Source organism: Mycolicibacterium wolinskyi str. Jessa 2025, assembly GCF_049241375.1.
Lineage (GTDB): Bacteria > Actinomycetota > Actinomycetes > Mycobacteriales > Mycobacteriaceae > Mycobacterium > Mycobacterium wolinskyi.
On sequence record NZ_CP185960.1, the window covers coordinates 6,649,356 to 6,663,711 of the forward strand.

At 66.8% G+C, this 14,356-nt stretch carries 14 protein-coding genes; 1 reads left to right on the top strand and 13 read right to left on the bottom strand.

The features are described 5' to 3' along the window. Nucleotides 1-13: 13 nt before the first annotated feature. From ACOI2T_RS32995 to ACOI2T_RS33015, 5 genes are read right to left on the bottom strand one after another with little or no spacing between them, the layout of a single operon-like run. Nucleotides 14-1,456 carry a rhamnulokinase gene (locus ACOI2T_RS32995; protein WP_409505101.1) on the bottom strand — a complete coding sequence of 481 codons (1,443 nt, stop codon included), beginning with the start codon at nucleotides 1,454-1,456 and terminating at the stop codon, nucleotides 14-16. Then, nucleotides 1,453-3,489, bottom strand: coding sequence for a bifunctional aldolase/short-chain dehydrogenase (locus tag ACOI2T_RS33000; RefSeq protein WP_409505102.1), 2,037 nt, complete (start codon nucleotides 3,487-3,489; stop codon nucleotides 1,453-1,455). Before ACOI2T_RS33000 ends, ACOI2T_RS32995 begins: the two co-directional genes overlap by 4 nt. A gap of 2 nt (nucleotides 3,490-3,491) precedes the next feature. Beyond that, nucleotides 3,492-4,655, bottom strand: coding sequence for an L-rhamnose isomerase (gene rhaI / locus ACOI2T_RS33005; protein WP_409505103.1), 1,164 nt, complete (start codon nucleotides 4,653-4,655; stop codon nucleotides 3,492-3,494). Further along, nucleotides 4,652-5,962, bottom strand: coding sequence for an MFS transporter (locus ACOI2T_RS33010; protein ID WP_409505104.1), 1,311 nt, complete (start codon nucleotides 5,960-5,962; stop codon nucleotides 4,652-4,654). The genes rhaI and ACOI2T_RS33010 overlap by 4 nt, the downstream gene beginning before the upstream one ends. A gap of 42 nt (nucleotides 5,963-6,004) precedes the next feature. Further along, nucleotides 6,005-6,346: an L-rhamnose mutarotase gene (locus tag ACOI2T_RS33015; protein ID WP_409505105.1), complete on the bottom strand. Its 342-nt coding sequence runs from the start codon at nucleotides 6,344-6,346 to the stop codon at nucleotides 6,005-6,007. Between the two features lie 248 nt (nucleotides 6,347-6,594). On the opposite strand from ACOI2T_RS33015, the gene ACOI2T_RS33020 reads away from it, so the two are divergent. After that, nucleotides 6,595-7,044, top strand: coding sequence for an STAS domain-containing protein (locus tag ACOI2T_RS33020; protein WP_409505106.1), 450 nt, complete (start codon nucleotides 6,595-6,597; stop codon nucleotides 7,042-7,044). Between the two features lie 303 nt (nucleotides 7,045-7,347). Here the strand turns inward: ACOI2T_RS33020 and ACOI2T_RS33025 are convergent, their stop codons facing one another. From ACOI2T_RS33025 to ACOI2T_RS33060, 8 genes are all read right to left on the bottom strand, one after another. Then, a complete protein-coding gene (locus ACOI2T_RS33025; RefSeq protein ID WP_409505263.1) occupies nucleotides 7,348-8,562 on the bottom strand; it encodes a CaiB/BaiF CoA transferase family protein in 1,215 nt (404 codons plus the stop codon). 64 nt (nucleotides 8,563-8,626) lie between these two features. Next, nucleotides 8,627-9,361 carry a FadR/GntR family transcriptional regulator gene (locus tag ACOI2T_RS33030; protein WP_409505107.1) on the bottom strand — a complete coding sequence of 245 codons (735 nt, stop codon included), beginning with the start codon at nucleotides 9,359-9,361 and terminating at the stop codon, nucleotides 8,627-8,629. A 20-nt stretch (nucleotides 9,362-9,381) separates the two neighbouring features. Then, the gene (locus tag ACOI2T_RS33035) at nucleotides 9,382-9,702 is read right to left on the bottom strand and encodes a putative quinol monooxygenase (RefSeq protein ID WP_409505108.1); all 321 of its coding nucleotides are present in this window, start codon (nucleotides 9,700-9,702) and stop codon (nucleotides 9,382-9,384) included. Between the two features lie 2 nt (nucleotides 9,703-9,704). Next, nucleotides 9,705-10,751, bottom strand: a complete 1,047-nt coding sequence (locus tag ACOI2T_RS33040) for an Ldh family oxidoreductase (RefSeq protein WP_409505109.1) — start codon at nucleotides 10,749-10,751, stop codon at nucleotides 9,705-9,707. After that, nucleotides 10,748-11,371 (bottom strand): 3-oxo-tetronate 4-phosphate decarboxylase, encoded by a 624-nt coding sequence (otnC, locus tag ACOI2T_RS33045; RefSeq protein WP_409505110.1) that lies wholly within the window; start codon nucleotides 11,369-11,371, stop codon nucleotides 10,748-10,750. The genes ACOI2T_RS33040 and otnC overlap by 4 nt, the downstream gene beginning before the upstream one ends. Then, entirely contained in the window at nucleotides 11,368-12,615 is a 1,248-nt protein-coding gene (gene otnK / locus ACOI2T_RS33050; protein ID WP_409505111.1) for a 3-oxo-tetronate kinase, read from the bottom strand. The genes otnC and otnK overlap by 4 nt, the downstream gene beginning before the upstream one ends. Then, complete coding sequence (locus ACOI2T_RS33055; protein ID WP_409505112.1) at nucleotides 12,612-13,271, bottom strand: aspartate/glutamate racemase family protein; 660 nt, start codon at nucleotides 13,269-13,271, stop codon at nucleotides 12,612-12,614. Before ACOI2T_RS33055 ends, otnK begins: the two co-directional genes overlap by 4 nt. Further along, a complete protein-coding gene (locus ACOI2T_RS33060) occupies nucleotides 13,268-14,347 on the bottom strand; it encodes an isocitrate/isopropylmalate dehydrogenase family protein (RefSeq protein WP_409505113.1) in 1,080 nt (359 codons plus the stop codon). The genes ACOI2T_RS33055 and ACOI2T_RS33060 overlap by 4 nt, the downstream gene beginning before the upstream one ends. Nucleotides 14,348-14,356 lie beyond the last annotated feature (9 nt).

Consider the following 14,356-nt stretch of genomic DNA (forward strand, 5'->3'; position numbering starts at 1 on the left):
ACCACGTGCACCATCACACCATGGCGGCGGCCCGACTGGTCCGCGGCACGTACCGCCGCGGCGGGAACCACCGGGAGGCGAGCTCGCGCAGCTCCGTCAAGCCGCCGCTGACGATGCCCTGCGCGCGGGCGGTGAGCAGCACGTTGCCCAGCGCAGTCGCCTCGACCGGCCCGGCCAGCAGCGGCATGCCCAACCGGTCCGCGGTGAGCTGGCACAACAACTCGTTTTGTGAGCCGCCGCCGACCATGTGCACCGTGCGGACGGTCACCCCGGAAAGCTCGGCGGCGGTGCACACCGCCGAGGCGAATGCCGCAGCGAGGCTTTCGAGGATCGCGCGCACCATGCGCGTGGGATCGGCAGGCGCTTGAAGACCGCGTTCGGTGTACCAGTCGACGATGCGTGCTGGCATGTCGCCGGGCGGCAGGAACCGTGGATCGTTGGTGTCGAACACCTCCTGCGGTGCCGGCACGTGCGCGGCGCGTTCGAGCAGATCGGTGAGTTCGACGTCATGGCCGTCACGCTCGTACTGCCGGAGGGTTTCACTGAGCAGCCACATGCCCATGACGTTGTGCAGAAAGCGGATGCGGCCGTCAGCGCCGACTTCGTTGGTGAAGTTGGCGGTGCGGCTGGCCTCGGTGGCGACCGGGCTGCTCAGCTCGACACCGACGAGACCCCATGTGCCGCATGAGATGTAGGCCGCCTGCTCGGCGTCCATGGGGATCGCGGCGACGGCCGACGCGGTGTCGTGCGACGCTACCGACACGACCTCGGTTTGCAGACCAAGTTGTGCGGAAACCTCAGGCAGTAGCGGACCTCTGCTGCTGCCTGCGTCGACGACATCGGGGAACAACGCGTGCGGCAACCCGAGCCGAGTCATCAGCTCGCGGTCCCAGGCACCGTCCAATCCCAGCAGTGCGGTGGTCGAGGCGTTGGTCCGTTCGGCGACCCGCTTCCCCGTCAACCAATATGTCAGCAGATCGGGCACCAACAGCACGGTGTCGGCCAGGTCGAGCATGCCCTCTGCACGCTCGACCGCGAGCTGGTAGACGGTGTTGAACGGTAAGAATTGAATGCCGTTGCGCTGGTAGAGCTCTGGCATACCGACAACGTCGTGCACCAGCTCGACACCCCGCTCGGTCCGTGCGTCGCGATAGTGCGTCGGCTGCGACAGCAGGCGGCCGTCCCGCAACAGGCCGTAATCGACGGCCCACGAATCGACGCCGATTCCGACGAGGTGGTCACATTCGCGGCCGGCGCGCGTCAGCCCGTCCACCACGTGCCCGTACAGGCCGGGGATGTCCCAGTGCAACGCATTTCGCGTGCCGTCCCACAGGCGCACCGGATCATTCGAGAACCGCGCGAGGGTGCGCATGTCCAACCGGTCGCCGTCGATGTCGGCGACCATGACTCGGCCGCTCGTGGCGCCGAGGTCGACGGCAGCTACCTGCGTGCTCATCGCAAGAAGGCCGCGGCGACACCCGCATCGACCGGCACGTGCAAGCCGGTGGTGTGAGAGAAGTCCGACGTGCACAGCGCGAACGCGGCGTTGGCGACGTGCTCGGGCAGCACCTCACGCTTCAGCAGGGTCCGCTGCGCGTAGTACTTGCCGAGGTCTTCTTCGGCGACGCCGTACACCGCGGCACGCTTGGCTCCCCAGCCGCCGGCGAAGATGCCCGAACCGCGCACCACGCCGTCGGGATTGATGCCGTTGACCTTCACGCCGTGCTCGCCGAGCTCGGCTGCAAGGAGCCGAACCTGGTGCGCCTGATCGGCTTTCGTCGCCGAGTAGGCGATGTTGTTGGGCCCGGCGAATACCGAGTTCTTCGACGAGATGTAGATGATGTCGCCGCCGAGCTTCTGGTCGATGAGCGCACGCGCGGCGGCCTTCGACACCAGGAACGACCCACGCCCCATCACGTTGTGCTGCAGATCCCAGTCCTCGGCGGTGGTGTCCAGCAGCGACTTCGACAGCGACAGACCGGCATTGTTGACCACGATGTCGATACCGCCGAAGGCGAGCACCGTCGCGTCGACGGCGGCCTGCACCGCGCACTCGTCGGTGACATCGGCGGCGATCCCGATGGCCACATCGCTGTTCCCGATTTCTGAAGCGGCCTGAGCGGCCTTCTCACCGTTCAGGTCGGCGATCACGACGCAGGCCCCCTCGGCGGCCAGCCGAGTCGCGATGGCCTTGCCGATACCCGAGGCCGCACCCGTGACGAGCGCGATGCGCGTGGCCAGCGGCTTGGGCTTGGGCATCCGTGCGAGCTTGGCTTCCTCGAGCGCCCAGTACTCGATGCGGAACTTCTCCGACTCGTCGATGGGCGCGTAGGTCGAGATGGCCTCGGCGCCGCGCATGACGTTGATGGCGTTGAGGTAGAACTCGCCTGCCACCCGGGCGGTCTGCTTGTCCTTGCCGTAGCTGAACATGCCGATCCCGGGGATCAGGACGATCGCCGGGTCGGCACCGCGGATGGCGGGACTGTCGGCAGCGGCGTGCCGGTCGTAGTACGCCTGATAGTCGACGCGGTACGCCTCGTGCAGCTCGGCGAGGCGGGCCTTGCATTCGTCGATCGGCGCATCGGCGGGCAGGTCGAGCACGAGCGGCTTGACCTTGGTGCGCAGGAAGTGGTCGGGGCAGCTGGTGCCCAGCGCGGCCAACCGGGGATGTTCGGCCGCCGAAAGGAATTCGAGGACGCGCGGATCATCGGTGTAGTGGCCCACCTGCGGCTTGTCGGTCGAGGCCAACCCGCGGATGAACGGCGCGAGTTCCGCGGCCTTGGTGCGGCGCTGGTCTTCGGGCAGCGGGCCGTACCCGGGCAGCGGAGCGCCGAACGGCTCCGGACGCCCGTTCTGCTCGATGTAGCGCTCGGCGGTTTCGATGATCTCCAGCGAATGCGCCTCGGCCTCGGCGGAAGTCGAGCCCCACGCGGTGATGCCGTGCCCGCCCAGGATGGTGCCGATCGCCTGCGGGTTACGACGCTTGATCTCGGCGATGTCGAGGCCGAGCTGAAAACCGGGTCGCCGCCACGGCACCCACACCACACGATCCCCGAAGATCTGCTTGGTCAAAGCCTCACCATCGGCGGCCGTCGCCAGGGCGATACCCGAGTCGGGATGCAGATGGTCGACGTGATCGGCGTCGACGAGGCCGTGCATCGCGGTGTCGATCGACGGTGCGGCGCCGCCGCGGCCGTGCAGGCAGTAGTCGAACGCCGCGACCATCTCGTCCTCGCGCTCGACACCGGGATACACGTCGACGAGCGCTCGCATGCGGTCCAGCCGCAGCACCGCGAGCCCTTTCTCGGTGAGTGTGCCGAGGTCCCCGCCGGATCCCTTGACCCACAACAGCTCTACCGGCTGGCCGGTGACGGGGTCGATGTCGGTGCCCTTGGCCGACGTGTTGCCGCCGGCGTAGTTGGTGTTCTTGGGATCGGATCCGAGCCGGTTGGAGCGGCCGATCAGTTCGGTGACGGTCTCATTGGTCATGTTCATGCTCCCCAGGAGGATTGCGTTCCGCCGACGCGCTCGGCGTTGATGGTGTTCTGGTAACCCGATGCGGCGAACGCCGCCATCGGATCGCCAGGCAGGCCCCGATCGGTGCGCCACTGCGCGAGCGCCGGACGGACATCGGTGTAGAAGGCGTCCATGAAGATTCCGTTGGCGCCCAGCACATCTCCGGCCTCCTGCGCGGCGGCCAGCGCTTCGGTGTCGACCAGAAGCGCGCGGGCCGTCATCTCCTGCACGTTGAGCACCGACCGGATCTGGCCGGGGATCTTGGCTTCGACGTTGTGGCACTGGTCGAGCATCAGGGCGACGCCCGAGCCCGCATCCAGCCCGCCGCCGCGGATCACCTCGAACATGATGCGGAACAGCTGGAACGGGTCGGCCGCACCGACGATGAGATCGTCGTCGGCGTAGAAGCGCGAGTTGAAGTCGAACGATCCGAGCTTTCCGAGCCGCAGCAACTGCGCGACGATGAACTCGATGTTGGTGCCCGGCGCGTGGTGTCCGGTGTCCAGGCATACCATGGCCCGCTCGCCGAGCGCACTCACGTGCGCGTACGACGTGCCCCAGTCCGGCACGTCGGTCATGTACATGGCCGGCTCGAAGAACTTGTATTCCAGCACCATTCGCTGATCGGGCCCGATGTGCTGATAGATCGACGCGAGCGACTCGGCCAATCGATCCTGGCGGCCCCGGATGTCGCCCTGGCCCGGGTAGTTCGTGCCGTCGGCCAGCCAGATCTTCAGATCACGCGACCCGGTGTGGTTCATGATCTCGATGCACGCCAGGTGATGGTCGATGGCCTTCTGCCGGACCGCCTTGTCGGTGTGGGTGAGGCTGCCGAACTTGTAGTCGTCGTCCTGGAAGGTGTTGGAGTTGATCGTGCCCAGCACGACGCCCTGCTCGGCGGCATAGGAGGCCAGCGCCGCGTAGTCGTCGACCGTGTCCCACGGAATGTGGAGCGCGACGCTCGGCGCCAATCCGGTCAGGCGGTGCACGGTCGAGGCGTCGGCGATCTTCTCCTGTATGGTGCGCGGCGTTCCGGGGGTGCCGAAGACCTTGAACCGGGTACCCGAGTTGCCGAACGCCCAGGACGGCAGTTCGATCGCGAGGTTGTCCAGCGCCGGATGCAGGCTGATGGCACTCATGCCGGGGTCCTTTCCTTCGAATCGCTCACGGGCGCGCCGTAGCGTTCGACCTCGATTTCCTGCAGTGTCCTCCCGCGGGTGGCCGGCGCCCAGACCGCGCCGATCAGCAGGGCGACGGTGAGCAGCGCGACCAGCAGGACACCGACTGCGGTCAGACCGGTCGCGGCCAGCAACGTCGGGAAGAAGTAGCTCAGCACGCCGGTCATGGTGCGGACGACGAAGAACATCACGCCCTGGGCGCTGGCCCGGTAGGGCGTCGCGAACAGTTCGCTGGCCCACAGGCTGTAGAAGGCTTGCGCGCCGATGCCCGACGAGATGCCCCACAGCACCGCGAACACCAACATCGTCGGAACGCCGTTGTCGGTGAATGCCACCAGCACGATCCAGGCGACGATGCCGAGCGCCGCGCCGATCACATAGAGCAGGCGCTGCGACATCCGATCGGCGTAGCGCATGAAGCCGAAATACGTGGCCACCACGGTGCAACCCCAGACCAGCACCTGCAGCAGGTTCTGGGCGACCGGGCTGTGCAGACCGGCGGTGTCATAGACACGCGGCATGAAGATGCCGGCCTGCCCCGCCACGGTGTTCCAGAACAGATAGATACCGCCCAAGAACAACAGTGCCGTGATGTTGACCCGCTTCGAGAACAGTCCACGCAGTCCGCGCAGGCCCACCGCCGAGGCCACCTCGCGTGGTTCGACCTTGGCCTCGTCGGTCCAGATCTGCGATTCGACGAGGCCTTGGCGCACCCACCACACCACGGCGGCCACGACGAACAGGTGGATGAAGATCAACCGGGAACCGAGCAGACCGAGTGGCGCGAGCGCGGCGGCCAGTGCGAAACCGATCAGCGGACCCGTCGACCAGGCCAGTTGTGCGGTGCCTACGTGCTTGGCGCGATCCGTCGACGGCGCCTGTTCGGCGATATATGTCCAGGACGCCGGTACACCGGCGCCGACCGCGATGCCGGTGATGACGAATGCCGCCAGCAGCATCACGTAGTTGACCGCGAATGCGGCGAGTAGCACGCCGGCCATGTACACCAGCAGGTCATAGGTGTAGATCGCCTTACGGCCGAAGCGGTCGCAGAGCGGTCCGCCGAGGATCGCGCCGATGGCGGCACCGAACGCGTTGGCGCTCAGCGCGGCGAGAAGGCCGACGGCGAAATTGCTGATGCCGAACTCGGCCTGCCAGAAACCCAGGCTGGTCGCGATGGCGATGATCGAGCCGGCTTCGATGTAGTTGGACATGGCCACCGCGATGGTGGCCCGCCAGCCGGTGGTGGAGCGCGCTCCGAGCTTCATGGGTTTCCTTGGGTTGGAAGGGTATGGAGGTGGTTCGGGGCGTCAGTCGAGGTGGAAGTACTCGAACAGCGGCCGCATCTGCTCGTCCGGCTTGTCGCCGCTCACGAAGTACTCGGCCATCTCGGCCTGCCAGCGGGCGTTGACGTCTGTCTCGGCCATCCGCTTCTGTGCGAGCGCGAAGTCGTCGGTTTCGAGGTAGCCGACGACCAGGCCGTCGCTCTCCCGCACGAAGAGCGAGTAACTGCGCCACCCCGCCGCGGTCAGCGCATCCAGCATCTCGGGCCACACCTTCTCATGGATGGTGAGGTACTCGTCCATCCTGTCCGGCCGGAGCTGAAGGAGGAAGCACACTCGCTGCGTCTTCGGTGCGGTTGGGACAGTCATTAAGCCGCCTTCAAGATTGAAACGTTTCAATTCGTGATGGCGGTCACGCTAGACCAGCGTCTGCGCCGGCGTCAAGACTGCGACCTGCGCGAAGAAATCTGGAAAGAGCTACCGACCAGTACGGCCGATGTTCTTAGCAAAGCATTATCGGCAGCTCCCAGCCGCCTTAGATTGCCCGCTTAGCGTTGTGGACAGGTTGAAGCGACGAAGCCCAACCGCCAGCTTTAGAAACCGACGGGAGGCTGATCATGACTATCACGAGCAACACCCCGGCTTCGGATCACCATTTTCGATACGGCAATCCGGCAGTCGTCTGCGACGGCGCCTCGATGCGCGCATATTGCCGTCAGCTGGCAACCGTGGTGACGGTCAAGGGAGACATCGACAATGGCAATCTCGAGCGAATCGCCGCGTACGTCGGCCGGTTCGTCCTCGCGGAGAAGCCGTTCGCCCTTGATCTGAGCGGTGTGAACAACTTTGCCCCAGAAGCGGTTTCGATGTTCTACGACATCGATGACCGCTGCGCCGCCGAAGGCGTCGACTGGGCCGTCATCGCGAGCCCGGCCGTTGCGGCTGAGCTGCGCCAAGAAGATGCGGGCGTTCCGCTGACCGCATCGGTGCCCGAGGCACTGCATCACTTCGCCGAAGGCAACCTGGCTCGCCGCCGGTTGCTGCCCCTGCTTACCAAGAGCGCCTGAGAGAAAGGCCCATCCGACATGCTGATCGACGTTCGCTGGCTCACCGCCCTGCTGCACCGGCGCCGCCGGGCGGTGCACCCCGCTCACTGAACCCTCACAACGCCGGGCCACCGGCAACTTTCACTCTGGAGTCGTCGACAACAGTCGACGGCTCCAGAGTTGTTTGCAGCCGCGAGGTTCTGGCCCTCAAAACCAGACCGCCCACGCTTGTCACGCTAGAGTGGCGCTCGGCTTCGACAGCCACTCCAGCGTGACAAGCGTGGGCGTAAGCGTGACAATCGCGGGCGCGGGCATTGGCAGAACCTAGGCGATCGCGCCGGCGTCCTTGAGTTCGGCGATGCGGTCCCAGTCCATTCCCAGCTCCATGAGCACCAGCTCGGTGTGCTCGGAAGCTTGTGGCGCACGCGTGGTTTCGAGCGGCTCGTGGTTGAACTGCACGGGCCCGCGCACCACCCGGAACGGCTTGCCGCCGTCGGCCGATTCCACTTCGACGATCATGTCGTTGGCGATGGCCTGCTCGTCAGTGCTGAGGTCGACCAAGCTCTGGAACGGCGCCCATTGACCCTTCATCGTCTTGAGGTGCCGGCGCCAGTATTCGAAGGGCTTGCTGCGGATCGACTTGGCGATCAGTTCAGCTGCCGCCTCGGCGTTTTCGATCAGTGGAAGCACGTCGGAGAAGCGTGGATCGTCGGCCAGCTCGGGAAGGCCCAGGTGCTCGAACGCGTCGCGGATGTAGCCGGTGGGGCTCACGATGCACAGGTTGATGGTGCCGCCGTCCGAGGTCAGATAGTTACCGAGGAACGGATTGACCGTGGGCCCGATGGAATCCGGCATGAGCGAGCGCATCGTCTCACCGGTCTCCATACCCTGGGTGACGCTCGCACCGGCGGCCCACCATGCGGTCGACAGCAGTGAGACGTCGATCTCGAGCGCTTCGCCCGTGCGTTCGCGGTGGAACAACGCCGCCGAGATGCCGCCTGCGATGTTCATGCCACCGATCGAATCCCCGAATGCCGGGATGCCTTGCGACAGCGCACCTCCCAGTTCCTCGGGAGTCAGGGCGTGCCCCACGCCGCTGCGCGTCCAGAAGGCGGTGCCGTCGAATCCGCCGACCATGCGCTCCGGCCCCTTGTCGCCGTATGCGCTGCCGCGGGCGTAGATGATGTCGGGGTTGACCGCGCGGATGTGTTCGACGTCGAACTTGTTCTTCTGCCGGGCCTGCGGCATGTGGTTGGTGAGGAACACGTCGGCGGTCTTGGCGATCTCATAGAGCACCTCCTGCCCGCCCGGCGTTGAGATGTCGATCCCGACACTGCGTTTACCCCGGTTGGGATGCTCGATGAGCGGGTGGCGGTTGGGGTCGAGCTCGAAGCCGCCCATGTTGATGAAACCGCGCTGAGTGTCACCGCGCACCGGATGCTCGACCTTGATGACGTCGGCACCCCAGTCGGCGAGGATCGCTCCCGCCGCGGGGACGAACGTGAACTGCGCGACCTCGAGCACCCGCACACCCTGCATGACCTTGATCAACGCAACCCCTCACCGTTGTACTTACGGTAAGTGTAGCGAGACGTTGGATCCGTCAGTCGTGCCGCAGGCTTCTGCCGTGCTCGGCGAGTGCGGCGTTGAGCCGGCACGTCGCGCCTTCCATGTGCGCCGCCATCGCTGCTGCGGCGGCGTCGCCGTCGCGCACCTTGATCGCCTCGAAGATCGGCACGTGTTCGAGGTAGGACGGTTCCCGGGACTCGGCCGCGTCGACGACGTTGCGGATCCACACCTTGAGCAGCGAGGCGATGCTGGTGAGCATGTTCGACAGCACGATGTTGTCGGTCGCCGCGGCGATGCCGAGATGAAACGCGACGTCGGCGTCGACGAACGACTCCGTGTCCCCGGCGTCGCGCATGCCATCCAGGTGCGAGCGGATGGCGACGAGGTCGGCCTCGCTACGACGCTCCGCCGCGAGGCGTGCGGTCACCGGTTCCAGATGCTTGCGCGTCTCGACCAGGTCGCTCGTCCGCTGTTCGCCTACCAACAGGCCCCATTCGACGACGCGGGGCAGCAGGCTCGAATCGGGTGGGCGTACATACGTGCCGTCGCCCTGGCGAACCTCCAAGAGGCCGAGCAAGCCCAGTGACTTGAGTGCCTCGCGAACCACGAAGCGACCGACCCCGAACGATTCGGCGAGTTGACGCTCCGACGGCATGCGGGTGCCGGGCAGGATCTGCCCCGAGAAGACCGCCTCCAGAAGCGCCTTGGCCACCTCGGCGGACAGCGGTTCCCGCGGAGCCTGTTCGATCCGCGCAAATTGGTCGCCCACCCAACCACTGTAGCTGTCGGTCACCCAGTGGCGACGATGCTGCCCAGATGGACGGGGCGCGCGAAGGTGTTCGTGTGGCCACCGTCGACCACACACCGTTTCGCCGCTTGCTGCCAACGGGCGTAGTGCGGGGCACCCCGGTGCGCGGTGCGGAAGGCGTCCTCGTCGACGTAGATCTCGTAGAGATAGAACCGCGTGGGGTTGTTCTCGTCGCGGTGCACGTCGAAGGCCAGGCATCCCGGCTCGTCGCGCAGGGATGCCGTGGCGTTGACGGTGATCGCTTCGATGAACTCGTCGATCCGGTCCGGCCTGATGTCGAGGGTGACGAACAACGTGTACATGGCTACTCCGATGCGAGAGGCGCGACGCCGGCAGCGTCGGCGAGGGCGTTGACTTCGGCGAGAGTGGCCGCGGGCAGCGTGACCGTGCCTGCGGCCCGCTCGATGGCCCGGTTCTCGAGCTCGCCGGGTACCAGGACGTCGCTGTCGCCCGCGGCCGGGCAGGACTTGATGGTGTCGATGTAGTGGTCCATGCGCCGGCCGAACTCGTCAGGCGGAAGGATCGCGCCGATGTCGATCGCCAGCACGAGATGTCCGCAACCGCTGCGTTGGTCGGGCACATAGGGCCCGACAACATCGGTGCCGTAGGAGCTTCCGGTCAGGACGCCGGACAGCACGTCCATCATGAACGAGATCGCATAGCCTTTGTGGCCGGCCATCGGCAGGATCAGGCCATCGAGGGCCGTTTGCGGGTCTGTGGTCGGCAAGCCGGCCGCGTCGATGGCCCAGCCTTGCGGGATCTGTTGTCCGCGTTCCTTTGCGGCGTAGATCTTTCCGCGTGCGACGCCGGTATTGGCGATGTCGAGCACAACCGCTCCGTGGGACCCGCTGGGCACCGCGATCGACCATGGGTTGGCGCCGACCATCTTGCGCAACCCGCCCCACGGCGCCATGGCCGGGCTGCCGTTCGTGGTCAGAATGCCGACACAGCCGCGCTCGGCCAGCACCCTGGTCCAGTACGCCGCCGTGCCGAAGTGGTTGCTGTTGCGCACCGCGACCACCGCGACGCCGTGCTGGGCGGCACCGGCGGCAGCGGCGTCCACGGCACGGGCCGTCACGATCTGTCCGACGCCGTCGCGGCCGTCGAGCACCGTGACCGCGCCGAACGAGCTCACCACTTCCGGTTCGCTGACCGGATTCATGACACCGGACCGCAGGCGTGCGACATACCAGGGCAGACGCAACATACCGTGTGACGGATGGCCCCACAGGTCGGCGGTCACGAGTGACTCGGCGACCAGGCGCGCGTCCGCGTCCGGCACACCGTGCGCCTTCAGAACCTCGGTCCCACAACCAGTTACGGCGTCAGCCTCCAGATTGACGGTGGTCACCGGTACATCTCCTCTAGTCGGCGGGCCTCGTCGCGGGTCACCGGGTTCACCGCGTGGCCACGGAGCAGCAGGTACAACTTGGCGGTCTCCTCGATCTCCTCCAGCGCGTCGGCCGCACCGGCGAGGTCCGCGCCCGCCACGATCGGGCCGTGGTTGGACAGCAGCAACGCGTGATGCTTCGCGGCGGCCAGCTCGGCGACCGAACCGAGCCGCTCATCGCCCGGTGCGTGGTACGGCAGCAGCGGAAGTGCGCCGACCCGCATCGCGTAATACGCGGTCAGCAGCGGTAATGCATTGCGGCGGTCGACATCACGCAAGCACGACACCGCCACCGAATGCGTGCTGTGGGTGTGCACGACCGCTCGCGCGTCCCGGCGTGCCCGATAGAGGGCCACGTGCAGAAACGCTTCCTTCGTCGGCTGTGGACCGTCCAGATGCGTGCCGTTCACCGTGATGCGTGACAACGTCTCCGGCCGCAGAGAGTCCAGGCTGACACCCGTCGGAGTGCACAGCACAGTGCCGTCGGTGTCGACGGCACTGATGTTGCCGGTCCGGCCGAACGTCAGCCCGCGCCGGAAGAACGACGCACCGAGCTCGACGATGTCCTCGGAAACGCTCATGCCAGCACCTCCGCCGTCGCGGCGCGTACCAGCAGATCGGCCGCACCGAAGTTGCCGGATTTCAACAGAAGTGACACACCGTGGTCGGCGGTGCTGCACCAGGGCACACCGCGGTCGGCTTCGGCGTCGACCACCACCGAACGGATACCGAGCGCATCGACCACCGCGCCCGAGGTCTCCCCGCCCGCCACGACGATGCGTTGCGCCCCGGCGTCCACCGCGTCTTTGGCCAGCGCACCGATCGTCGCCTCAAGTTGGTCGGCAACAGCGGGATCTGCTGGGCCACGCTCGCCGGCCGGCGCCGACGAGTAGATCATCACCGGTTGGCTGCCGAGATGGTCGGCCAGCCATGCGCGCGCGGGTGCCAGTAGCTCGGCCGGGGTGCCGACCGTGCGGGGATCGAGCCGGTATGACACGAAATGCTCTCGCGCGTAGCCGACTTGCTCGAGCGTGGCTCGTGAGCAGCTGCCCGCGAACACCACCGCCGGCCCCGCCGGTGCCCGCACCGTCGTGACGTCCGGGGAACGGTTGTCGTGCTCACGGACCACACCACCGAGCGCGCCGGCCAACCCTGCCCCACCGGTGACAACCCGCATGCCGTCGACCGCGTGCGCGATCGCGTCGAGGTCACCGTCATGCAGGGCGTCGACGACCACATACCGCGCACACGTGTTGCTCAGCGCCCCGGCGATCACCTGCGGGCCGCGCCGGACACGCTGCCAGGAAAGGCCATCGACGGTATGCGTGGTCTGTGCTGCCATCAGACGCACCACGTCGGAGTCAGTCATGGGGGTCAGCGGATGATGGCGCATCGACGACTCGGACAGCAGGCGGTCACCGACGAACAGGTGCCCCTGGTAAACGGTGCGGCCGTGCTCGGGGCTCGCCGGGCAGATGACCGTCACATCGCACCCCATGGCGTCGAGCAGAGCGTCGGCGACGGGTCCGATGTTGCCGGCCGGGGTCGAGTCGAATGTCGAACAGTACTTGAAATAAACGGTTTTGACGTGCGCGTCGTCCACAAGCCACTGCTGGGCGGCCAACGACATCTTGACTGCCGCTTCGGCATCGAGGGCGCGCGACTTCAGCGCTACCACGACGGCGTCGCAATCACGGATGTCGACGTCATCGCTGGGCGGGCCGAACAGCAAGACCACGCGCAGCCCGCGCCGGCGCAGCGCTGCGGCGACGTCGGTGCCGCCCGTGTAGTCGTCGGCGATGCAACCGAGCACGGGGCCGGTCATGATCGTGCGAGCCGCGTCGCTACCGCACGCGCCGCCAGATGCGTCGGGCTGACCACCGGCACACCGGTTTTGGCGGCCAGATCGGCGGACGCCGGGCTCAGGGAGTACTGGGCCAGACACAACAGGTCGAATGTGCCGGTATCCGCGGCGGCGGTCAGCGTATCGACCAGTCGCGTCAAATCGCCGGCAGCGGCGGCCGCGGCGGCACCTTCGCAGTACACGCCGACGACCTCGGTATCAACTCCCGACCGCTGTAACCGATCACCCAGCCTCGCCGAGGTGTCGGCTGTCGCGGTGGGCAAAGACGCCAACACCGCGACCCGTCGCGGCGCCATCCTGGCGATCTCGTCCATCATGTCCGCGTCCGAACTGAAGACCGGTGTGACGAGCAGTTTTTCGGCGAGGTCCCGGACCTCTCCGTACATCGAGCACGCCATCACCACGGCATCGGCGCCGCCGGAGATGCCGTGGCGGATCAGATTCAACATCCGATCCCGCAAGCCGGGGGTCAGGGTGCCCGCCGCGTCAGCGTCGGGCCCCAACCGGTCGTCGATCAGGTTCCACAGCCGCGCATCGGGAAACTCCGCCTCGAACGCTGCGGCGATGGGCGTGATCGAAGCCGGCGTGGAGTGCACGACCGCGATCAGTGGACTCACGCGAGTCCCTTGATGGTCGCTGCGACAGCGGCGCCGAATTCCTTGGTGCCGGACGCGCCGCCCATGTCGGGCGTGACGGTTCCGGCCTTCACCGTGGCCTGGACCCCGGCTTCGACCAGTTCCGCGGCCTTCGTCAATGTCGCGTCATCGCGGCGGGCGCCCAGCCACTGCAGCAGCATCCCTGCCGACAGGATCATCGCGATCGGGTTCGCGATGTTGCGTCCGGCGATGTCGGGTGCCGAGCCGTGGGCAGCCTGGGCCATCGCGCGGTCCAGCGACGCGTTGATCGACGGTGCGATGCCCAAAGAGCCTGCGAGTTCGCCCGCCAGGTCGGACAAGATGTCGCCGAACATGTTCTCGGTGACGATGACGTCGAACTTGTCGGCGTTGCGCACGAGATGCACTGTCATGGCGTCGATGTGGTAGTCGTCGACCTCGACCTCCGGATAGTCGGCGGCGACCTCGCGGCACACATCCCGGAACAGGCCGGTGGTCAGGCGCAGCACGTTGGCCTTGTGCACGATCGTCAGCTTGCCGCGGCGCGCCCGGGCGAGGTCGACGGCGACCTTGGCGATGCGCTCGACGGCCGCGCGCGTGATGATGCCCATTGCGATGGCGGTGTTCTCGTCGGGCATGTACTCGCCGGTGCCGGCGTACGTGTTGCGGTCGGCGTAGAAGCCCTGAGTGTTCTCGCGCACGATCACCAGATCGGTGCCGGGCACCACGGCTTTCGCACCCTCGAATGACTTGGCGGGCCGGATGTTCGCGAACAGCCCGAAGTGCTTGCGGATGGTGCCGCTCGGGTTGAGTTGCGATTTGAACGGCTCCGGATAGGCGGCGCTGTCATGAGGTCCCAGCAGCCAGGCGTCCATTTCGGCGAGCGCTTCGAGCGTCTCGGGCGGCGTGTGGCTGCCGTGGGTGTCGATGGCGGTGCGGCCCAGCGGCAGCGTGACCCAGTCGGCTTCCGGCGCGCCTGCCGCGGCCAGTGCGGCGTCCACCGCCGCAACCGAAGCCGGGACGATTTCGGGTCCGATCCCGTCGCCTTCCAACAGGCCGAGCCGCAGTGTGTTGCTCATGATGTCTTG